Annotated in this window: 18 protein-coding genes; 5 read left to right on the top strand and 13 right to left on the bottom strand. The window is 58.7% G+C overall.

All coding sequences use genetic code 11. From position 1 onward, the window contains the following. Nucleotides 1–18 precede the first annotated feature (18 nt). The 3 genes from kdgD to kduI form a co-directional block, all read right to left on the bottom strand. Entirely contained in the window at nt 19–930 is a 912-nt protein-coding gene (gene kdgD, locus N7578_RS04970; protein WP_311109189.1) for a 5-dehydro-4-deoxyglucarate dehydratase, read from the bottom strand. Nucleotides 931–1,038: 108 nt separating this feature from the next. Continuing rightward, complete coding sequence (gene kduD / locus N7578_RS04965) at nt 1,039–1,782, bottom strand: 2-dehydro-3-deoxy-D-gluconate 5-dehydrogenase KduD (protein WP_311109188.1); 744 nt, start codon at nt 1,780–1,782, stop codon at nt 1,039–1,041. Continuing rightward, the gene (gene kduI / locus N7578_RS04960) at nt 1,779–2,603 is read right to left on the bottom strand and encodes a 5-dehydro-4-deoxy-D-glucuronate isomerase (protein WP_311109187.1); all 825 of its coding nucleotides are present in this window, start codon (nt 2,601–2,603) and stop codon (nt 1,779–1,781) included. The genes kduD and kduI overlap by 4 nt, the downstream gene beginning before the upstream one ends. 130 nt (nt 2,604–2,733) lie before the next feature. On the opposite strand from kduI, the gene N7578_RS04955 reads away from it, so the two are divergent. The 3 genes from N7578_RS04955 (at nt 2,734) to N7578_RS04945 (ending at nt 4,745) form a co-directional block, all read left to right on the top strand. Continuing rightward, on the top strand, nt 2,734–3,525 hold the full coding sequence (locus N7578_RS04955; protein WP_311109186.1) for an NAD(P)-dependent oxidoreductase: 792 nt from the start codon (nt 2,734–2,736) through the stop codon (nt 3,523–3,525). A gap of 125 nt (nt 3,526–3,650) precedes the next feature. Continuing rightward, a complete protein-coding gene (locus N7578_RS04950) occupies nt 3,651–4,388 on the top strand; it encodes a FadR/GntR family transcriptional regulator (RefSeq protein ID WP_311109185.1) in 738 nt (245 codons plus the stop codon). 42 nt (nt 4,389–4,430) lie between these two features. Then, a complete protein-coding gene (locus N7578_RS04945; protein WP_311109184.1) occupies nt 4,431–4,745 on the top strand; it encodes a cupin domain-containing protein in 315 nt (104 codons plus the stop codon). A 2-nt stretch (nt 4,746–4,747) separates the two neighbouring features. On the opposite strand, the gene N7578_RS04940 is transcribed toward N7578_RS04945, so the two are convergent. The 6 genes from N7578_RS04940 to N7578_RS04915 all read right to left on the bottom strand — a co-directional run bounded on the left by N7578_RS04940 (nt 4,748) and on the right by N7578_RS04915 (nt 12,287). Further along, nucleotides 4,748–5,980 (bottom strand): Xaa-Pro peptidase family protein, encoded by a 1,233-nt coding sequence (locus N7578_RS04940; RefSeq protein ID WP_311109183.1) that lies wholly within the window; start codon nt 5,978–5,980, stop codon nt 4,748–4,750. A gap of 98 nt (nt 5,981–6,078) precedes the next feature. Beyond that, nucleotides 6,079–8,082 (bottom strand): aldo/keto reductase, encoded by a 2,004-nt coding sequence (locus N7578_RS04935; protein ID WP_311109182.1) that lies wholly within the window; start codon nt 8,080–8,082, stop codon nt 6,079–6,081. Nucleotides 8,083–8,123: 41 nt separating this feature from the next. After that, complete coding sequence (locus tag N7578_RS04930) at nt 8,124–9,209, bottom strand: sn-glycerol-3-phosphate ABC transporter ATP-binding protein UgpC (protein WP_311109181.1); 1,086 nt, start codon at nt 9,207–9,209, stop codon at nt 8,124–8,126. Nucleotides 9,210–9,221: 12 nt separating this feature from the next. After that, entirely contained in the window at nt 9,222–10,058 is an 837-nt protein-coding gene (locus tag N7578_RS04925) for a carbohydrate ABC transporter permease (RefSeq protein WP_311109180.1), read from the bottom strand. Beyond that, nucleotides 10,055–10,915 carry a sugar ABC transporter permease gene (locus N7578_RS04920; protein WP_311109179.1) on the bottom strand — a complete coding sequence of 287 codons (861 nt, stop codon included), beginning with the start codon at nt 10,913–10,915 and terminating at the stop codon, nt 10,055–10,057. Before N7578_RS04920 ends, N7578_RS04925 begins: the two co-directional genes overlap by 4 nt. Nucleotides 10,916–11,015: 100 nt before the next feature. Further along, nucleotides 11,016–12,287, bottom strand: a complete 1,272-nt coding sequence (locus tag N7578_RS04915) for an ABC transporter substrate-binding protein (protein ID WP_311109178.1) — start codon at nt 12,285–12,287, stop codon at nt 11,016–11,018. 86 nt (nt 12,288–12,373) lie between these two features. Between N7578_RS04915 and N7578_RS04910 the strand changes: the two genes are divergently transcribed. After that, nucleotides 12,374–13,270, top strand: coding sequence for a helix-turn-helix domain-containing protein (locus N7578_RS04910; RefSeq protein WP_311110058.1), 897 nt, complete (start codon nt 12,374–12,376; stop codon nt 13,268–13,270). A 21-nt stretch (nt 13,271–13,291) separates the two neighbouring features. On the opposite strand, the gene N7578_RS04905 is transcribed toward N7578_RS04910, so the two are convergent. Then, a complete protein-coding gene (locus N7578_RS04905; protein ID WP_311109177.1) occupies nt 13,292–14,131 on the bottom strand; it encodes a helix-turn-helix transcriptional regulator in 840 nt (279 codons plus the stop codon). A 125-nt stretch (nt 14,132–14,256) separates the two neighbouring features. Between N7578_RS04905 and N7578_RS04900 the strand changes: the two genes are divergently transcribed. Further along, nucleotides 14,257–15,453, top strand: a complete 1,197-nt coding sequence (locus N7578_RS04900) for an MFS transporter (protein WP_311109176.1) — start codon at nt 14,257–14,259, stop codon at nt 15,451–15,453. Nucleotides 15,454–15,591: 138 nt separating this feature from the next. On the opposite strand, the gene N7578_RS04895 is transcribed toward N7578_RS04900, so the two are convergent. The 3 genes from N7578_RS04895 to rbbA all read right to left on the bottom strand — a co-directional run bounded on the left by N7578_RS04895 (nt 15,592) and on the right by rbbA (nt 20,196). Next, entirely contained in the window at nt 15,592–16,194 is a 603-nt protein-coding gene (locus N7578_RS04895; RefSeq protein WP_311109175.1) for a hypothetical protein, read from the bottom strand. 112 nt (nt 16,195–16,306) lie between these two features. Further along, nucleotides 16,307–17,425, bottom strand: coding sequence for an ABC transporter permease (locus N7578_RS04890; RefSeq protein WP_422646668.1), 1,119 nt, complete (start codon nt 17,423–17,425; stop codon nt 16,307–16,309). Then, a complete protein-coding gene (gene rbbA / locus N7578_RS04885) occupies nt 17,422–20,196 on the bottom strand; it encodes a ribosome-associated ATPase/putative transporter RbbA (protein ID WP_311109174.1) in 2,775 nt (924 codons plus the stop codon). Before rbbA ends, N7578_RS04890 begins: the two co-directional genes overlap by 4 nt. Nucleotides 20,197–20,204: the final 8 nt, after the last annotated feature.

Here is a 20,204-nt window from a genome sequence, read left to right as displayed (position 1 = left end):
CCTCCCTTTGCCCTGCAATCAGCCCTTGCGCTTATGGGAACCGATCAGCTTGTCGAGCATGCCAAGCTCCTCGTCCGTCAGATCCTTGAGCGGGGCGCGAACCGGACCTGCATCGAAGCCCTGCAGACGGACACCTGCCTTGATAGCGGAAACGGCATAGCCCTTGGCGCGATTCCGGATTGCCATGAACGGATAGAAGAAGTCGATGAGAATACGCTCGCAGGTAGCGCGGTCGCCGGAACGGAGAGCCGCATAGAATTCGTTCGCAAGACCCGGAACGAAATTGAAGACCGCCGATGAATAGGTGGTGAAACCGGCGCCGAGATAGGCTTCGGCAAACAGTTCAGCCGTCGGCATGCCACCGAGATACATCAGACGATCACCCATTTTCGCGGTAATCTGGCGAACAAGACCGATATCGCCGGTGCCATCCTTGAAACCGATCAGGTTCGGGCATTCGTCGCAGAGGCGGGCAAGCGTGTCAGCCTGAAGGACAGAGTTGTCGCGGTTGTAGACCATGACGCCGATATCGATCGACTGGCAGATCTTCTTGATATGCGCATAAAGGCCTTCCTGCGGCGCGTCGATCAGGTAGTGCGGCAAAAGCAGGATGCCATCTGCGCCGACCTTCTGCACGGATTGCGCGATATCGACGGCGATGTCCGTACCGTATCCGCAACCGGACACGATGGCCGTCTCGCCGGACACTTCCTTGGCAGCAGCAACGATTTCCGGGATCTCGCCCGGCTTCAGCGAAAAGAACTCGCCCGTACCGCCAGCGGCAAAAAGCACAGGCGCCTTGTAACCCGCGAGCCATTCGACATGCGCCCTGTAGCTATCCCCAGCAAAACGGCCTTCTGCATCAAAATGCGTGACGGGGAAAGAAAGGAGGCCGGAGCCAAGCGCTGCCTTGATCTGTTCAGGGGTCATTTCGGAAGTCCTTTGTAAATCCATTCACTGCAACTAAGCAGCCCAGCATATATTTGTCAATAAGTCATCATACAACTTATATGATGAATTTCGAGAAGGGTGGCGCAATCAACGTGCCAGCCACCCGCCATCAACATTAAGAACGGCGCCATGCACATAATCGGCCGCCGACGACGACAGAAAGACCGCCGCACCGGCAATGTCTTGCGAGCGCCCCCAGCGATTGGCGGGAATGCGCTCGAGGATGGCCTTGTTACGGGCGTCATCGGCGCGCAGCGCTTCGGTGTTGTTTGTCTCGATGTAACCGGGCGCGATGGCATTGACGTTGATACCTCTGCCCGCCCACTCGTTTGCCAGCAGCTTGGTAAGACCGGCAACACCATGCTTCGACGCCGTATAGGACGGAACGCGAATACCGCCCTGGAACGACAGAAGGGAAGCGATATTGACGACCTTGCCGGACCTGCCGTTTGCAAGCAGTTCCTTTGCAAAAGCCTGCGTCGTGAAGAACAGCGCCTTGAGGTTGACGTCCATTACGTCATCCCAGTCAGCTTCCGAAAACTCCACGGCATCCGCGCGGCGAATGATGCCCGCATTGTTGACAAGGATATCGAAACCGGCCCCATCAAAAACATCCTTCGCAGCAAGTGGATCCGCGAAGTCGATGAGCAGGGCGCTCGCCTTCCCCCCCTGCCCTGTGATGAGCTCCAGTGTCTCGTCCGGCGCGCGGCGAGCGGCGCAGACAACCTCTGCGCCGGCCGCTGCCAGACCGATGGCAATCGCCTGCCCAAGCCCGGTATTGGCACCCGTGACAAGTGCCTTACGTCCCTGAAGCGAAAAGGGATTTATCATCTCAGATCCCCCGGCTGAATGAAGTCCATATCGGTATAATCGACGTTATCGCCAGCCATGGCCCAGATGAAGGTATAGGAACCGATGCCGGCACCGGAGTGGATCGACCAGGGTGGAGAAATCGCGCCTTCCTCGTTCGAAATGAACAGGTGACGCGTTTCCTGCGGCTCACCCATCAGGTGCAGGACACGGGACTTCTCATCCATACCGAAATAGAGATAGGCCTCCATACGGCGGTCATGCACATGCGAGGGGATCGTGTTCCAGACGGAACCATCTTCCAGCATGGTATAACCTAGCACCAGCTGGCAGCTTTCCATCACAAGCGGGTGGATGAACTGGTTGATGGTGCGCTTGTTCGACGTTTCCGTCGCGCCGAGCTTTACTTCCTTGCTATCGGCAATCGTGACGAGCCTTGACGGCAGGCTGCGATGCGCCGGGCAGGATACGATGTAGAAGCGGCCAGCGCCCGAAAACGTGACGGCACCGGAACCCGCACCGAGATAAAGCACATCGCCACGGTTCAGCGTATAGGTCTCGCCCGCAGCACTGACAGTCCCTGTTTCACCAACGTTGACCACGCCCATTTCACGACGATCGAGGAACGAAGGCGTCTTCGTTTCTTCCACCTTGTCGAGCACCAAAGACCCACCGTTCGGTACGGCAGCACCCATCACGAAGCGGTCATAATGCGTATAGATGAGCCGAATCTCACCACTGCGGAACATGTCGTTCGCAAGGAAATGCTTGCGAAGCCCCTCCGTATCCAGCGTTTTCGCGTATTCCGGATTGACGGCCTGACGTGTTTCGACGGTCAGCATGAAACTCCTCCTTGGGAACTGTTGCAACAAACACATAATATATGTTATCCACTTATTGTACGATATGTATGACAAGGTCAATAGGCTCGACACCGAAGGACCGCATGGCATCTTCTGGAGGAAAATTGCGATGAAACGGCTTCTTGTTACCGGAGCGGCAGGTCAACTCGGCCAGGTCATGAGGACACGTCTCGCGCATATGGCCGACATCCTACGTCTTGCCGATATTGCCCCTCTGGGCCAGCCGGGACTGAACGAGGAGTGCGTGCGATGCGATCTGGCCGATGCGGCCGCCGTCAACGACATGGTAGCGGGCTGCGACGGCATCATCCATCTCGGCGGCATTTCGGTCGAACGGCCTTTCGAGCAGATCCTGCAGGGAAATATCGTCGGACTCTACAATCTTTACGAAGCGGCCCGCGCCAACGGTCAGCCGCGCATCGTTTTCGCCAGCTCCAATCATACCATCGGTTATTACTCTCAGACGGAACGGCTGACGCAGGACGTGCCATTTCGGCCCGATGGCCTCTACGGTGTTTCCAAATGTTTCGGTGAAGCGCTGGCACGCATGTATTTCGAGAAATTCGGGCAGGAAACCGCTCTCGTGCGCATCGGCTCCTGTACCCCGGAACCGACGAACCACCGCATGTTGTCCAGCTGGTTTTCGCATGATGACTTCACGTCGTTGATGGAAGCGGTTTTCCGTGCGCCCGTCCTTGGTTGCCCCGTCATCTGGGGTGCATCCGCCAATGATGCCAGCTGGTGGGACAACTCGCACATTGGCTGGCTCGGCTGGAAGCCGAAGGACAACGCGGAAAGCTACAGACAGCATATCGATGCAACGGTGCCAAAGCCTGCCGCAGCGGATGCCGTGGCGCGGTTTCAGGGCGGCGTCTTTATCGACAACCCGATTTTCAAGTAAGAGTGACGGCGTATGAGGGCGATTTTCCATTCGCCCCGATCCTCATAACGATTGCATGGCGTGCGACGATTGGCGTATCGACACAGTTCACAGGCAACATGCCCCTTTATGAAACGGCTCCGACGATGACAAAAGCGATCCTCTCCGAACCCTCGGCCCCGCCAGGCAGAACCCTTGTGGTGAAGGTTGCGGACGAACTTCGCAGTCAGATATCCAAGGGGCGCTACAAGACCGGTGATCGCCTGCCGTCCGAAGCGCAGATGACCCAGGAGTTCGGCGTCAGCCGCACAGTCATACGCGAGGCCATCGCAGCGCTGCGCTCCGACGGTCTGGTAGAGCCACGACAGGGAGCCGGTGTTTTCGTGCTGGAGCCGGCACCTGCCGAACGGCGGCCCTTTGACAATGTCGACCTTGCGCGCGTGTCCTCGCTGATCGAGATGCTGGAGTTGCGCACCGCCGTGGAAGGTGACGCGGCGGGACTTGCCGCACTTCGCCGCTCACCCGCCCAGGAGGAAAAGATCATCGAGGCTTTCGACGCCTTCCGCTCCAGCGCGGCGCGTGGGGCTCCAACGGCGGAGGCTGATTTCGCCTTCCATCTTGCGATTGCCGAGGCCGCGAACAATCCGCGCTTCAGCGAATTCCTCGAAGTTCTTGGGGCAACCCTTATTCCGCGCCGAGCCGTTTCGAAGGACGGAGCGGAAAAAGTCCTCTCACCCGAGGACATAAACCGGCTTGTGGGTGAGCATGAGGCCATTCTGATTGCGATACAGGACGGCGACGAGGAATCCGCAAGAGCTGCGATGCGCCATCATCTGAAAAATAGCCAGATGCGCTACCGCGCCATGCTGCGCACACCGCGCTGAGCATGGCGACCAGACGACGATTTGAAAGAGGAGAATAAACATATGTCGCTTCCCGCCTTCCCGACGGTTTCCCCTGACAAGGGTGTTCAGCGTACCGTGCTTTCGGAAGCACCAGAACTGATGGTCGTGTCCTTCCGTTTCGAAACGGACGCGGAAGGCAAGCTGCACAGCCATCCGCACGTGCAGTCTACCTATGTGGCCAGCGGACGTTTCCGCTTTTTCCGCAACGGCGAAGCCTATGAACTGAAACAGGGTGACAGCCTTGTCATTCCTGGCAATGTGGAGCATGGCTGCCTGTGCCTTGAGAAAGGCGAACTGATCGACTGCTTCACGCCGCGCCGCGACGACTTTCTGTAGGATCAACCAACGGACAGATCCCGCAAACTGCGCGGCAGGGTGGTCATGCATTCCGCACCGGTTTCAGTCACGAGGAACTGATCCTCGATCATCAGAGCACCGAAACCTTCGCCATAAAACGGCGCTTCGACAGCGACGACCATGCCGGGTTCGATGATCTCGGCATTTTTATTCGAGAAAAACGGCCATTCCTCGATGCCTACGCTGCCGCCAACCGAGTGGCCGAAATGGCCGCGATAATATTCCCCAAACCCACGGCTTCGCATGGCGGCAAGCATTGCCGCATGAACTGCGCCGAACGTATTGCCCGGACGCAGCGCCTCCAGTCCGCAAGAGAAAGCATGTTCAAGGGCACTGTAGATTTCTGCGGCAAGCGGCGACACCGCACCAAAGGAAAAAGTGCGTGCGCCATCCGATGAGTAGCCATCGACCAGCGTTCCGATATCGGCTTTTATCAAGGCACCCGGCGTAACGACCGCCGCCATGTCGGAGAGGCCGGGACCGACTGAAATATAATCCCAGTGGCCGCTCAGGGAAAATCCGGACCGGGCAGCATATCCCTGCGCGCCCGCCTTCCATGCCGCGGACAATGCGCCGAGCGAAACGCCGGGACGAACCGCCTCGGCCATTTCGACAAGCCCCGCTTCGGCCGCAAGAGCAGCGTTTCGAAGGCGTACGATCTCATTGCGCGTTTTGACGGCACGCAGACGCCGCAGCGTTTCGGAGCCATCCACCCAGACGACGCCCGGCACGGCACCTTTCAACGCTTCGAAATCAGCGGCCGGCAGGAACTCCAGATCCGCACCGATACGGCCCGTTGCAAGACCGCGCTCTTCGAGCAGCTCTTTCAACAGGTTGAAACAGGCGGCACGATCGAAGGTTTCAGGCCGCTGCCCGCCGGAATTATGGCGGCGGTAGGCGTCATTGACCTCAGTCACGGTTTCCACACCGGCAAGGTCGACCAGATCGATCCAGATGCGGTGCATTCGTATCTCGACATTCGGCGCTGCCTTCGCGACGAGCGGTGCGGCGTGATCACTGACGACGGCTGAGATCGATGGTGCTGCGTCGCACGGCACAAGCGCGATCGCGGAACCCGCCCTGCCCCACATGGTCGCGACACCGGCCGGCGCGCCGACCGCATAACGAAAGGCTTCCGGCTGAAAGAGAACAAGCGCATCGAGCCCGGCCTCCCGCATCAGTTTTTCCGCACGGTGCCGATCGATATCGCTCATGACGCCTCCGAAAGCCTGTTGTGATCGAGGCTTCCGCTTTAGCAGCCCAGGGCCGGAGAAAAAAGGCGGGAGATGCGTTCCCCCGCATCCTGTTGTTTTCAGGCCGCAAGCCGTTTCAGCTGATCTGCGGTCAACCGGATATCGAGCGCTGAAAGGCTATCTTCCAGCTCCGCAATCGTACGCGGTCCGATCAGCGGGATGACCGGGAACGGCTGCGCGATGACATAGGCCAGCGCAATATGGATCGGCAGCCGGTCGAGTTCGTTGGCAAGTTCGATGGCCCTGTCACGACGCTCGAAATTGCGGTCGGAATACCACACGCGCACGATTTCCTCATCGTCGCGCTTGTCGCGTCCGGCCCGATCCGTGAAGAAACCGCGCCCCTGGCTCGACCATGCGAAGTTCGGGACGTTTCGGGCGTTCAGCCATCTCTTCCAGTCGTCATCGGACGCAGCAACGCATCCGGGCCAGATCGGGTCCAGCATTTCCGCAAGCGAAAAGTTGTTGGAAAGCGCCGCCGGCTTCTGTTTCCCGGTTCTTTCCGCATAGGCTGCGGCTTCATCCATCCGCTCGCGCGTCCAGTTCGACCCACCAAAAATACCGCGAATGCGCCCACGCCGCACTTCTGCATCCATCGCATCGACGAACTCGCCGACCGGTACGTCCGTATTGTCGCGATGCATGAAATAGACATCGACGTAATCGGTCTTCAGCCGGTCGAGCGACTGATCGAGTTGCTTGGCAATCATGTCAGGGTAGCAGAGCGGCGAATGCGCCCCCTTGCCGATCAGCACAATATCCTCACGCGGGACGTTGCGGCTGGTGTGCCAGTCGCCGAAGATCGCCTCTGTCTTGCCTCCGCCGTAGACATAGGCCGTATCGAAGAGATTGCCGCCCGCTTCGTAAAACGCGTCCAGCGTCAGCGAAGCAGAGGCGAAATTCGGGAAAAATTCGAAACCGAGCGCTACGACGGAAGCGGGCTTGGTCAGTCCCGGCACCTGGCGTTTCGGCACCGCATTGCCCGCCACGACGGGTTCACCGGCAATGTTGGTCCTTCGCAGAGCAGCTTTTTCCACACCGTATTCGAGGCCGACGGATGCTCGCCACTGATCCATGACACGCAGGTTGCCAAGCGTGTCCGCCCATGTCATGCCCGGCGCATCGAACTCGTGCCTGCCTTCGCGGATCGCCTTTCCTGCCGCATCGACCTCGAAGGAGTAAAGCCAACGGTCTTCCGCCAGCTCAATCGTTTCCGTATTGTCGCCGCGAATGATGTCGATGCGACCGACACCGCCCTTGTGACCTGCGGCAAACCAGAAGTCCTTGACTTCAATACGGCCTTCCGAACCGATGATGCGCAGCACGTTATCCTGTGTCGCCATGATCGAGCATGAAACCTCTGCTACTATGCCGCTCGGAAATTTCAGGACGGCGGACGCCCATTCATCGACACCGGACTGGCCGAGATACGCGGCTCCGGAAACTTTTTCAGGTTCCGCAAACGCCTTGCCCTCTGCCGTACCAGCAACCAGCCGCGCCATGGAAACGGGATAACCGCCAACGTCCAGTATACCGCCGCCCGCCGTCTCATTGGCAAACAACCGGTGATCGGCACGGAACGAACCCATGTTGAAACCGAAGCTGGAGCGAATGATACGGATATCGCCGACGGTCCGGTTTTTGATCAGCTCCACCAGCTTCGCCGTCTGCGGATGCAGACGATACATATAGGCTTCGCCCGCGAAAACGCCCGCCTTCTTCGCTTCATGGAACATGGCATCGGCATCATAGGCGGACAATGCTATCGGCTTCTCGACAAGAACATGCTTGCCGGCCCGTATCGCCTTGATCGCCCATTCGGCATGGCCCGTATGGGGCGTGGCGATATAAACGGCATCGATCTGCGGATCGGCCAGCAGCGCATCATAACCTTTGACGATGCGTGCACCGGGGAATGCCTCAGCAAGGCCCGGCTTGTCGGGATTGCGGGTCGCGATCGCTTCCAGTTTCCCGGTTCCGGAATGCGCGATGCCATCCGCAAAGGTCCGCGCAATGGTTCCTGGGCCGATGATTCCCCAGCGGATCGGTTGGTCGGTCGTCATGAAAACCTCGTACTCTGTTTAAGTGTGGCTCTTGGAAGACGTCAGCGCAGGCGTTTGCCCTGACTGTCGAAAAGGAATGCTTTCTGAGCGCTGATGCCAACGGTCAGGCGATCCCGCTTGCCGACATCGCGTGATTCCGGGCGCTCGATCACGAGCGGCTCTCCGCCCTCCGTGCTGGCGTGGACGTAACTCGTATTGCCGAGATGCTCGGCGACATCCACGTGGACAGAAAGGTCCGCATCACCCGAACCGGCATCCGCGAAATGTTCCGGCCTTACGCCGAGGGCAACCGCAGTCCCTTCGATAATCCGGCTTTGAACCGGCAGGGAAAGCCGCACGGAAGGATCGCTTGCCAACGCCACGGTCACCTCATTCATCCCGGAGGCGATCACGGTCGCGTCCATGAAATTCATCTTTGGCGAGCCGACGAAACCGGCAACGAAACGGTTGGCGGGATCGTCGTATAGATCGAGCGGTGCCCCCACCTGCTCGATCCTGCCGGACCGCAGCACCACAATCTTGTCGGCCAGCGTCATGGCTTCCGTCTGGTCGTGCGTGACGTAGATCATCGTCGTGCCGAGCTGCTTGTGCAGCCTCGAAATCTCGACGCGCATCTGCACGCGAAGCTCGGCATCGAGGTTCGACAAGGGCTCATCGAACAGGAAGACCTGCGGTTCGCGCACGATGGCGCGACCGATGGCCACACGCTGGCGCTGCCCGCCGGAGAGCTGTTTCGGGCGGCGTTCCATCAGCTCGTTGATCTGCAGGATTTCGGCCGCACGGGCGACCCGCTTTTCCGTGTCCGTCTTGGGGTTGCCATTCATCCGCAGGCCGAAGGACAGGTTTTCCCAGACGGTCATGTGCGGATAGAGCGCATAGGACTGGAACACCATGGCAATGCCTCGGTCGGCTGGATCGGCATCGTTGACGGTGCGCCCGCCGATGCTGATATCGCCGTCGGAAATGTCTTCCAGCCCGGCGATCATGCGCAGCAGCGTTGATTTACCGCAGCCGGACGGACCGACGAAAACCACGAATTCACCATCGGAAATTTCCAGATCGGCGCCATGGATAACTTCCAGCGCACCATAGCGCTTGATGACATTTTTGAGCGAAAGTTCCGCCATGCGGCCTCTCCCTTACTTGACCGCACCGGCGGAAATGCCGGCAATGAAATGACGTTGCAGAAAGACGAAAACCACGAGGATCGGCGCCGTGAGCAGGACAGCCCCCGCCATGATGCCGCCCCACGACACCTTGGTCAGCCCGATGAGTGTGCCAAGCGCTACGGGTGCGGTCATCATTCCCGGGCGCGAATTGATGAGAAGTGGCCAGAGGTAGTTGTTCCACGAGGCCAGAAAGAGAATGATCGATAGCGCCGCCATCGTTGGCCGCGCCAACGGCAGGGCAATGCGCAGGAAAATCTGCCATTCCTTGACGCCTTCGACGCGGGCGGCGTCGAAAAGCTCCGTCGGCATCATCGAGAAGGATTGGCGCATGAACAGCACGCCAAGCGAGTTGAACAGCGGTGGCACGATGAGCGCCACCCATGTGTTCGCCAGCTTGAATTCACGCGCCACCATGATGAACTGCGGAATGACGACGACCGCGAAAGGCAGCGTGATCGTGCCCAGAATGATGGCGACAACGACGGTTTTTCCGGCGAAACGGTAACGCGCCAGCGCCCAGCCCGCCATCGACGTCAGCAATACCGACAGGACGGTATAGATCACCGCCACGGTGATCGAAATGAACATGGCCCGCAGGAAGTTTGTATCCGCCTGAAGGTTCTGAAAGTTGTCCAGAAAATTCGTGGATGGAACGAGCACGATGTCCGGGCTGAAAATGCCGTAATCCGGCATCGTCGAGAACACCAACATCATCCACAGCGGAAACAGCCAGATGATGGCAAACGGCGTTAGAACCGCATGCAGGGTGACTTTCTGCCAGAACAGGGATTTTGACTTCGATCTCATTTCGGATCCCTCCCGACCCAGAGGTTGAGAAGAGAAATGGCGATGGCAAGCGCTGCCATGGTGTAGGCGATGGCGGAAGCATATCCGAAGTTCAGCGAGGTGAAGCCCTGTCGGTAAAGGAAAAGCCCGAGCGTTTCCGTGCCGCCCCCCGGTCCGCCGCGATTGGTGATGAGGAACGGTTCGGCGAACAGCTGCATGGTGCCGATGACCGACAGGACCACGCAGAACAGGATAATCGGTTTCAAAAGCGGCAGCGTGATGTGGAAGAACTGCTGCCTCTTGCTCACCTTGTCGAGCGTGGCGGCCTCATAGACATCGCCGGGAATGGATTGCAGCCCGGCCAGAATGATGATGGCGTTGTAACCCGCCCAGCGCCAAGTCACGGCGATGATGACGAGCGCCATGGCGGCATTGGCGTTGTCGAACCAGGAGACGGGCGAGAGACCTACCGAGGTGATCAGCTTGTTGATGATGCCGAAATCGGCGCTGAACATCAGCCGCAACACCGCCGCATAGGCGACCTCACCGACGACGACCGGCGCAAAAAACGCAAACCGGTAAAGCGGCCGCGCCTTCAGAAGGGGCGAGTTGAGGAGCACCGCCATGACCGTGGCGAGGGCAATCATCACCGGCACCTGAATGACGAGAATGATGAGGGTATTATAAAGCGCATTGAAGAAAGCGGGATCGGCAACGAGCCTGCCCCAGTTCAGGGAAGGCGCGTACCGCCATGGGTTGATACGCGTGTTCTGGAACGACAGCAGAAACGAGCTGATGATGGGCCAGACCCAGAATGTTGCAAAGACCAGAAGATAGGGCGCAAGGAACGCATAAGCGATCCTGTTCCTTGACGGCATGACGACCTCCCGTTGCCGGTTCAGGTGAGTGGGCGGGATAGATACGGTGGATGTCGATGCTTGCCCTGTCCGGTGCGGACAGGGCAGACCCCGTCATGCATCATTCCGCTTGTGGCAGGCCGGTGGCTGTCTCTATCTGCTTTGCGGCATCATCCAGTGCGGCTTTCGCATCGGGATAACCGCCTGCGAAATATTTCGTCTGGGCGGCCTTGTAGATGGCATCGGCATCCGACTGGAACGCGGTGCCGCGGCTTGGAACGATCTTCGGCAGCGTTGCGAGAATATCGGCCCAGACCGTCTGACCGCCCCAATAGGGCTGCGCCTGTTTGACGAATGGATGGTCAACAGCCGAAAGCAGCGATGGCACCAGACCGAAAGACTTCAGCATCGTGACCTGGCCCTCATTGGTGGTAAGGGCATAATCCACGAACTTCCATGCCGCTTCCTTGTGCTCGGACACGGAACTGATGGCCAGAGACGAGCCGCCAAGATTGGCCGCATGCGGGCCGTCCGCCGTCAGGCTCGGCATCGGATAGGTCCCCCATCTGCCCGAAAGATCTGGCGAGCCGGAGCGGACAGTGCCTTCATACCAGGCGCCATACATCTGGCTGGCGGCCTTTCCAGCCGTGTTGGCCTGTATCTTCTCGTCCCAGATGGCCGCCGTGATAATACCGGCGTCCTTCATTTCCTTGACCTTTTCAAGAGTCGCGACGCAGGCAGGCTGGTTGATGGTAATGCTCTGGCCATCGGTCGAAAAGTAACCGCAGCCTTGCTCATTGGCGATCATGCGGAACCATTCACTGTCGCCGTTGAAATCCGCCTGCGCCATCACCGTTCCGGGATTGGCCGCCATGACCTTCTTGCCGGCAGCGATGAAATCATCCCAGTTCTTGATCGTCGCAGGATCGACACCTGCCTTTTCGTAGAAGTCACGGCGATAGAACACGGCCACCGGGCCGGAATCCCACGGAACGGCATAGGCAACACCATCCACCTCGAGTTCAGTACGCTTGAAATCCGGGAAAAGTGCTTGTTTCTCAGGCGTGTATCCAAGTGCCGTCAGATCGGTGAAGCAATCGGGAAACCGGCTCCAGAAAAGTTCGGCCTCGAAGTTCTCCACCGTCACAATATCCGGCAGGCCATCGCCGCCCGCAGCACACGCCGCCAGAGTTTTATCGAAAACCTGATTGTTTCCAAGATCTTCAACAACGACCTTGATGTCGGGATTCTGTTTATTAAAACCTTCCACGGTGGATTTCAGCGCCGATGCGGCAACGTTCCAGCTCCAGATGGTGACAGTTGTGGATTGCGCAAATGCCGGGGCTGCGAGCAGCACCAAAGCTGTCGACGCGCCCAGAAGTCTAAAGCACATTGAAAACCTCCCTTTTTCAATTGCCGTTCTTCAGCGAACGTGGGCAGATTAGCGAGCGAAGGAAATCTGTCTCGTAAAAAGGGAACATCGATTTGGCGGAAAGTAAGATTGCCGAAAGAGCGGTTTACCAGCCGGGCGCGAGCAGCATCGAAGGCATGCCGACGACGCTTCAGTTTTTCCACAATCATCCGCCCATCATGCTCAGACCGCACTGGCACGCGCAGGTGGAGGTCAATTACGTAATGGCGGGAAACGTCCACTACCGCATCGGCGACCATGAACTGCACCTGCACGCCGGGGAAATCTGTATTTTCTGGGGCGGACAGCCGCATTGCATGGATCAGTCCTCCGATGATTCGATCTATGCGGGCGCGCATCTGCCGCTGGTGCATTTTTTCCGGATGCGACTGCCGGCCGCGATCTCCGGCATGTTGATGGGCGGGGCGACCATGGTGACGTCGGCAACGGACGGTGCGGATCGCGAAAACTTTCCCCGCTGGTTCCGCTACGCGACATCAGGCGATGCGGCGAAGGCGCAGCATGCCGTCGAGGAGTTGCTTCTTCGCGTCGAACGGATGTTCATGGAACCCTACAGCGTCGTCTCTTCGGCGGCCGACGGTAAACGTGCGATGGACGAAGAGAGCATGGCGCCATCGGCAGGCGTCGTCCGTATGTGCGACTACATCGCGGCCAACTTTCTGGAAGACATAGACGCGACCGATATCGCAAGGGCCGCATCGCTTCATCCGAAATATGCGATGAACCTGTTTCGCAGGTCGACCGGCATGACGCTCATCAAATACCTGACCCTGCTTCGGCTTTCCCGCGCTCAGGCAATGCTGATGAACGACAGGGACAACATCCTGCAGATCGCCATGGAAAGCGGTTTCGGCTCCGTGAGCGCCTTCAACAAGGCATTCCGCCAGATTGCAGGAATGTCACCTTCCGACTTTCGCCGCGACACGCGCGCGACTGCCGCCTGACTTCGACATTTTCGGCCTCATTCAATCATCCGCCGACGGCGCGCTCTCCCCTCCCGCTCGCTTGCCATAAGCGCGAGGCGAACTACCAAGCATGCGCCGGAACATCGTTGTGAAGGCGGAAATATTCTCATATCCCGCATCCAGCGCCACGCTGGTGACGCTTTCCCCTTCCGCAAGCCTTGGCAGTGAGGCAAATATGCATGCCTGCTGGCGCCAGGTGACGAAACTCACCCCCAGTTCACTGCGAAACAGACGGGTGAAGGATCGGCGGCTGATACCCATAACAGCGGCCCAGTCATCGATCTCGATTTTGACGACAGGCTTTTTCAGGAATTCCCGGCAGAGCGCCGCGAGGCGTGCGTTGCGCGGAAACGGCAGGCCGAGGGGACGCTCCGGCAGGCTATTTACCTCATCCAGCAGCAATGCCCGGACAAGCCCTTGCCGATGGAACGCGGAGGGCTTGTGCTCCTCATTGAGCAATTCCAGGATCAGACTGGATGCGAGCGCGGTAATTTCCACCACTTTGGGCGTCTGCGGAAAGAACAGATCCGGATGCACATAGATGGAATACATTTCCACCGTGCTGATTGCATCCGCCTCATGTTTCATTCCGGCGGGAATGATCAGCCCGTGGTCCGGTGGAATCATCCAGCGCCCGCCGGCGGTGCTGACCAGCACGACGCCCTTTCGGGCGCACCATATCTGGGCTCGCCCATGGTGGTGCAGCGGCGTATGGTGCCCGCTCGGATAGATCCGCTGCAGCGCGAGCACGGGCTCGTTCGTCCCTTCGATCAATCGAAGGCTGGTATCGTGATCTATTTCCGGTCGCCGAACCGGCTCGTGAGGCTTGATGTTCATCATTTGGCCCATTCTCGAAGAAAATCGTCCAAAATGCAAATGCAGGCCATCAACAATAACGATAAAAGCGGGACGAAATGAGGATGCAGTCCCGCCAGACAGAGGCGGGAACCGAAAGAGGAAAGACCATGGCCACCGTGACCGGCACCGGGTTCAGCCCAGAACGCACGACGTTCTCAATCATCGCAGCAGCAAGTTTCTGCCATATGCTGAACGACATCATGCAATCGCTGCTGACGTCGCTTTATCCGCTACTGAAGCAGAACTATGCGCTGGATTTCGTGCAGATCGGCCTGTTGACCTTTGCGTTTCAGGTGACAGCCTCACTGTTGCAGCCTGCTGTCGGACTGGTAACGGACAAATACCCGATGCCATTCTCCCTGCCCGTCGCCATGCTCTCTACCTGCGCGGGCCTCATCACCCTTGCCTTCGCGCACAGTTTTCCGGTGCTCGTCATCGGAGCCTGCCTTATCGGTATCGGCTCGGCGATTTTCCACCCCGAGGCATCGCGCGTTGCACGCGTCGCATCGGGTGGCCGGCACGGACTGGCGCAGTCATTTTTCCAGGTCGGAGGAAACACCGGAACGGCAATCGGCCCGCTGCTCGCCGCCTTTATCGTCATTCCACTCGGCCAGCAGAGCCTGAGCTGGTTCTCCCTTATCGCCCTTGCCGGTTTCGCCGTCCTTTCGTGGGTGGGCGTCTGGTACAGCCGCCACCGTCGTACCACGGCAGGCAGGGCTCCGGTCAGCAGAACGCTGCCGCTCGCACGCGGTACGGTCATGATGACACTTTTCGTTCTCGTCGTGCTGACGGCCACCAAGAACGCCTATCTGGCCAGCCTTTCCAGCTACTTCACCTTCTACACCATCGAAAAGTTCGGTATTGGCGTGCAGGACGCGCAGCTGCTGCTCTTCCTGTTTCTCGGCGCATCGGCCGCGGGTGTCTTCTTCGGCGGACCGATCGGTGACAGGTTCGGATCGCGCGTCGTCATCTGGTTCTCGATCCTCGGCGTCATTCCCTTCGCGCTGATGCTCCCCTATGCCGATCTGTTCTGGACCGCCGTTCTGGTCGTTATCATCGGCTTTGTCTTCTCTTCAGCGTTCTCGGCAATCGTCGTCTTCGCTCAAGAACTGGTGCCGGGACGCGTTGGCCTGATTGCCGGCATGTTCTTCGGTTTCGCCTTCGGCTTCGGCGGTATCGGCGCTGCTGTTCTGGGAGTTTTCGCCGATCGCGAAGGCATCGAATTCGTCTATCGCATCAGCTCTTACATGCCGCTGCTGGGCCTGCTGACGGTGTTCCTGCCGAAGCTGCCGAGCCACAGATAAACCGCCGCGAGACACGCGGAACCAAAAGAAGCGCGCCCAACGTGAAAACAGACGCTGGGCGCGCTCATTCATCTGGATCAAGATATTTACCCGGCATAAGACCACCGGCCACGACAGCAAGGACCGGTTCAGCCGATCTCAGAACTTGTAGCGCACCCCGAACACATTGGCGTTCATTGCGCCCTTCATGTTGCCGAGTGTCTTGCCGCCGCCGGAGCGATGGTGCAGCCGCCAGAAAAACTCCGTTGAAGACTCTTCGCTGAAGGACATATTGATCTCAGGCCCAAGGTAAAACAGAACATTGGCGTTGCCGTCGTCCTTGATTTCCTGCTCCCGCTCGCGTCCCGGCTGCGCACCGCTTACCAGACTGAGGCCAGCCGAGAAACTGGGGGTAACAAGAAGCCGCTCGCCGAGCCTGATCTGCTCATAGCGGGCAACCGGACCAAACCAGACTTCGCCGGTAAATCCTTTTCCAAACCGTGCTGCGGCGCCTATCTCACCGCCGAGCCGCACGTTGCCGATATCGTAGGGGAAGAACTGATAACCGCCGCCCAGAATGGCGTTGCTCTCGTAATCGATCGGAACAAGGGCGGCGCTTTTCAGCATATCCACCCTTGTTATTGCACCGGCAAAGCCGAATATCGCCTCACGGGTCGGTTCCGTCATGTCTTCTGAGGCGAAGGATTGCGTCGCCACCGTTGCAATCATCGCGGCGAATGCCACACGTGGTGCGATCTTCATTCGGGGTACTCCTGAACTCATCCTTAAATACAAATGGCCTTTTAGGGATATTCAGCCCTTACCAACATACCGTTGCCGAACACAAAAAGTTCAACCAAAAGCAAGCAGGATCTCAACGCAGGAATTTCCGGAAGCGCCGCAGGGCAAGGAAGAACATTACACTTCCTATTGCCAGAAGGGCCAGCAGCTGCGGCCAAACGACATCGAGCCCTGCTCCCCTGAAACGAACAGACTGCGCCAGAATCACGTAGTGTGTATTGGGGGCGAGAAGCATGACGTACTGAATGATATCCGGCATGCTCTCGCGTGGCGTCATGGCGCCGGAGAGAACCTGGAACGGGAGCAGAACGAGGATGAGCAGCATGCCGAACTGCGGCATGGAACCTGCGACCGTCGCCATGAAAATCCCCATGGATGTCATTGCGTAAAGCTGAAGCGCCGTGCCGAACAGGAAAAGCCACAACGACCCCTCGATGGGTATTCCCAGCAATCCCCTGACGACGACGAACAGGGAAAAGGCAGACGCCACGAGCACCACAAGCCCCATCGACCAGACCTTGCTCAACATGATCTCAAGTGGCGTCACAGGCATGACCAGGAGGTGCTCCACCGTACCGTGTTCACGCTCGCGGATCAGGGCAGCCCCCGTCAAAACGATGGACAGCATGGTGATGGCGGTGATGATGTTGTTGATCGAACCGAACCACGACTTGTCGAGTTGCGGATTGAAACGCGAGCGCAGTGTCAGTTCAACCGGCACCGCCGCCGCACCGCGATAGCGGTTCGTGAATTCCTGAACCTCGCTGTTGATGATGGTCTGCACATAACCACCGCCGCTGAAGGCCTGGCTCATGCGCGTCGCATCGATGTTGAGCTGGATGGCGGGGTGCTGACCGGCCATCAGGCGTCGTTGGAAATCCGGCGGAATGTTCAGCGCGAAGGTGTCGAGGCCCGAATCCATGCGCTTGTCCATCTCGGCAATCGAAATCTGCTTCGGCGGCGAGAAATAGGGCGGGTAGAATGCCGTGCTGATGCGGCCCGAAAGCGGTGACTGGTCCTCATCCACGATGGCGATGGCGGCATTGTTAAGCGTTTCGGGCAAGGCACTGGAGCCGGTATAGATCTGCAGCGTAAAGGCGTAGATGATGAGCAGCAACAGCATGCCATCGCGCGCAAGGCCACGCAGTTCCTTGACACCGAGCTGAAAGATGTTGGACGAAAACAAACTCATGACGCTTGCTTCCTCAACAGCGCGGCACCGGCCAGCAGCAACAGCGGAATGGCGATGAGAAGCGGCAGGAAAGAGCTTGAAAGCCCGGCGAAATCGAGCGCCTTCGAGAAGGTGCCGCGTGAAATCGTCATGAAATAGGTGGCGGGATAAATCTCGCCGATCACCGCGCCGGCTCCCTGCAGGGAGGAAACGGGATCGATCATGCCGGAATATTGCGTCGCCGGGATGAGTGTCAGCAGCGCCGTTCCGAAGATCGCGGCGATCTGGCTTTTCATGAATGACGACATGACGAGGCCGATGGAGGTGGCGATGATGACGAAAAGCAGCGCGCCGGTCGCATAGGCCAGATAGCTTCCGGTGAACGGAACCCGGAAAATGAAGATGGCAAATGCCGTCAGCAGCAGAAAGTTGAGCATGCCGAGCGCCACATAAGGCAGCTGCTTTCCAATCAGGAATTCCAATCGCGTCGTCGGTGTGACGTAGAGGTTGACGATGGAACCGAGTTCCTTTTCCCGCACGACGCTGAGGGCCGACAACATGGCAGGAATGAGCATCAGGAGCAGCGGGATGACGGCCGGAACCATTGCGACAAGGCTTTTGACATCGGGATTGTAGCGATAACGCGTCTCGATGCTGAACGCGCCTTGCGTGGCCGCGGTCCCGTAAAGCTCGCTTGCCTTCCTTGTGAGCCAGGTCTGGTGCATTCCCTGGACGTATCCGCTCACCGTCTCCGCACGTTGCGGCATGGCGCCATCGATCCATGCCCCCACTTCGACCGTATCGCCACGAAGAACGTCACGCCCGAAACCGGGTGGAATTTCTATCGCCAGGCTCAACTCGCCGTCGCGCATGCGGCGATCCATGTCGGTATAATCGCGGATCGGTTCCTTCTCGATGAAATAGCGGGAACCGGCGATATCCAGCACATAGTCCCGGCTGATGGTGCTGTCGTCCCTGTCGAGAACCGCGAAGGTCAGATCTTCGACGTCCAGATTGATACCGTAACCGATAACGAACATCAGGATCACGCTGCCGAGCACCGCAAGCGTTCCGCGAATGGGGTCACGCTGAAGTTCCAGCGCCTCGCGGCGGGTATAACTGAACATACGCCTGAAATCGAAAAACCGCTTCTTCTGCGACGGCGCATGGGACGCGTTGGACGGCACCGGGACGGCAGGCGCAGCCGCGCCGTCAGCCTTCTTTATTCCGGCGGCGTCCTCCAGATAGGCGATAAACGCCTCCTCCAGTGTCGCGGCGTTGCGACTTCTGGTGATGCCTTCCGGCGTATCGCTGACCAGCACCTTGCCAGCATGCATCAGCGAGATACGGTCGCACCGTTCCGCCTCGTTCATGAAGTGGGTGGAAATGAAGATCGTGACGTTATCGTTGCGGGACAGATCGGCAAGTATCTGCCAGAAACCATCACGTGCGACAGGATCGACGCCGGACGTCGGTTCATCGAGGATCAGGATATCCGGAGAATGGATCATAGCCACCGCCAGAGACAGTCTCTGGCGGATGCCGAGCGGTAGATCGTCCGGCAGGCTCTCCATGACCTCGCCAAGATCGAAACGCCTTGCCATTTCATCGATGCGCGGACCTATCCTCTCCTCCTGCAGCTTGAACAGCCGCGCATGAAGATCGAGGTTCTGGCGGACGGTCAGTTCCGAATAGAGCGAGAAAGCCTGGCTCATGTAGCCGACCCGGTGGCGGATCGCCATGTCGCTGGCATCCACCGTCTGCCCGAACAGCTTCGCCTCGCCCTCGCTTGCCGCGAGAAGCCCCGTCAGCATCTTCATGGTTGTGGATTTTCCGCAACCATTCGACCCGAGGAAGCCGAAAATCTCGCCGCGGGGAATCTTGAAGCTGACATTGTCCACGGCGGTGAAGTCGCCGAAGCGCATGCTGAGATGCGATGCTTCGATGGCGTATTGCCCATCCTCCACTGCTTTGCGAGAAGAAATGTGAACCTCTTTGTAATCTTTGCGTTTTTCTTCGGGTAGAAGTGCAATGAACGCGGCATCGAGATTGTCGGCACCGGTGCGCTCCAGCAGTTCGGCGGGAGAACCTGTCGCAAGAATCCTTCCGCCATCCATGGCGACGAGCCAGTCGAAACTGGCCGCTTCTTCCATATAGGCGGTGGCAACAATGACGCTCATGCCCGGACGCCCGGCGCGGATCGTATCGATCAGCTCCCAGAACTGACGACGCGACAGCGGATCGACACCGGTTGTCGGCTCATCGAGGATCAGCAGATCCGGATCGTGGATGAGCGCACAGCAGAGGCCGAGCTTTTGCTTCATGCCACCGGAGAGCTTCATGGCCGGTCTATCGGCAAACGGTTCAAGACCGGTACTTTTGAGCAGTTCCGCGATACGACTGCGCCGTTCCTGGCCATCCTGTCCGAACAGGCGACCGAAAAAGTCGATATTTTCGAAAACGGAAAGAGTGGGATAAAGGTTCTTGCCCAGCCCCTGTGGCATATAGGCGATACGCGGGCAGGTATCATCGCGGTGGTGCGGATCGGACATGTCGCCGCCCAGAACCTCCACCTTGCCCTTCTGTATGGCACGCGCACCGGACACCAGCGACAGAAGGCTCGACTTGCCGACACCATCAGGCCCGATAAGACCGATCATGCGGCCCGCCGGTATTTCGACGGAAATATCGTCGAGGGCAATGGTCTGTCTGAAGGCGAGCCGCACGCCACCAAGCCGCACGACCGGCAGGTCCGCCCTGTTTCCCGTATTGCTTCCCGAACGCTCGTCCATGGCGGCAA

The organism is Agrobacterium tumefaciens (assembly GCF_031801495.1).
Classification (GTDB): Bacteria; Pseudomonadota; Alphaproteobacteria; order Rhizobiales; family Rhizobiaceae; genus Agrobacterium; species Agrobacterium tumefaciens_K.
Note: the sequence above shows the minus strand (reverse complement) of the source record. Positions and strands in the feature narration are given on the sequence as shown.

Excerpts from the sequence above, each read along its gene's own strand:
- kdgD (WP_311109189.1), bottom strand. The coding sequence starts at position 930 with ATGACCCCTGAACAGATCAAGGCAGCGCTTGGCTCCGGCCTCCTTTCT.
- kduD (WP_311109188.1), bottom strand. The coding sequence starts at position 1,782 with ATGATAAATCCCTTTTCGCTTCAGGGACGTAAGGCACTTGTCACGGGT.
- kduI (WP_311109187.1), bottom strand. The coding sequence starts at position 2,603 with ATGCTGACCGTCGAAACACGTCAGGCCGTCAATCCGGAATACGCGAAA.
- N7578_RS04955 (WP_311109186.1), top strand. The coding sequence starts at position 2,734 with ATGAAACGGCTTCTTGTTACCGGAGCGGCAGGTCAACTCGGCCAGGTC.
- N7578_RS04950 (WP_311109185.1), top strand. The coding sequence starts at position 3,651 with ATGACAAAAGCGATCCTCTCCGAACCCTCGGCCCCGCCAGGCAGAACC.
- N7578_RS04945 (WP_311109184.1), top strand. The coding sequence starts at position 4,431 with ATGTCGCTTCCCGCCTTCCCGACGGTTTCCCCTGACAAGGGTGTTCAG.
- N7578_RS04940 (WP_311109183.1), bottom strand. The coding sequence starts at position 5,980 with ATGAGCGATATCGATCGGCACCGTGCGGAAAAACTGATGCGGGAGGCC.
- N7578_RS04935 (WP_311109182.1), bottom strand. The coding sequence starts at position 8,082 with ATGACGACCGACCAACCGATCCGCTGGGGAATCATCGGCCCAGGAACC.
- N7578_RS04930 (WP_311109181.1), bottom strand. The coding sequence starts at position 9,209 with ATGGCGGAACTTTCGCTCAAAAATGTCATCAAGCGCTATGGTGCGCTG.
- N7578_RS04925 (WP_311109180.1), bottom strand. The coding sequence starts at position 10,058 with ATGAGATCGAAGTCAAAATCCCTGTTCTGGCAGAAAGTCACCCTGCAT.
- N7578_RS04920 (WP_311109179.1), bottom strand. The coding sequence starts at position 10,915 with ATGCCGTCAAGGAACAGGATCGCTTATGCGTTCCTTGCGCCCTATCTT.
- N7578_RS04915 (WP_311109178.1), bottom strand. The coding sequence starts at position 12,287 with ATGTGCTTTAGACTTCTGGGCGCGTCGACAGCTTTGGTGCTGCTCGCA.
- N7578_RS04905 (WP_311109177.1), bottom strand. The coding sequence starts at position 14,131 with ATGATGAACATCAAGCCTCACGAGCCGGTTCGGCGACCGGAAATAGAT.
- N7578_RS04900 (WP_311109176.1), top strand. The coding sequence starts at position 14,257 with ATGGCCACCGTGACCGGCACCGGGTTCAGCCCAGAACGCACGACGTTC.
- N7578_RS04895 (WP_311109175.1), bottom strand. The coding sequence starts at position 16,194 with ATGAAGATCGCACCACGTGTGGCATTCGCCGCGATGATTGCAACGGTG.
- N7578_RS04890 (WP_422646668.1), bottom strand. The coding sequence starts at position 17,425 with ATGAGTTTGTTTTCGTCCAACATCTTTCAGCTCGGTGTCAAGGAACTG.
- rbbA (WP_311109174.1), bottom strand. The coding sequence starts at position 20,196 with ATGGACGAGCGTTCGGGAAGCAATACGGGAAACAGGGCGGACCTGCCG.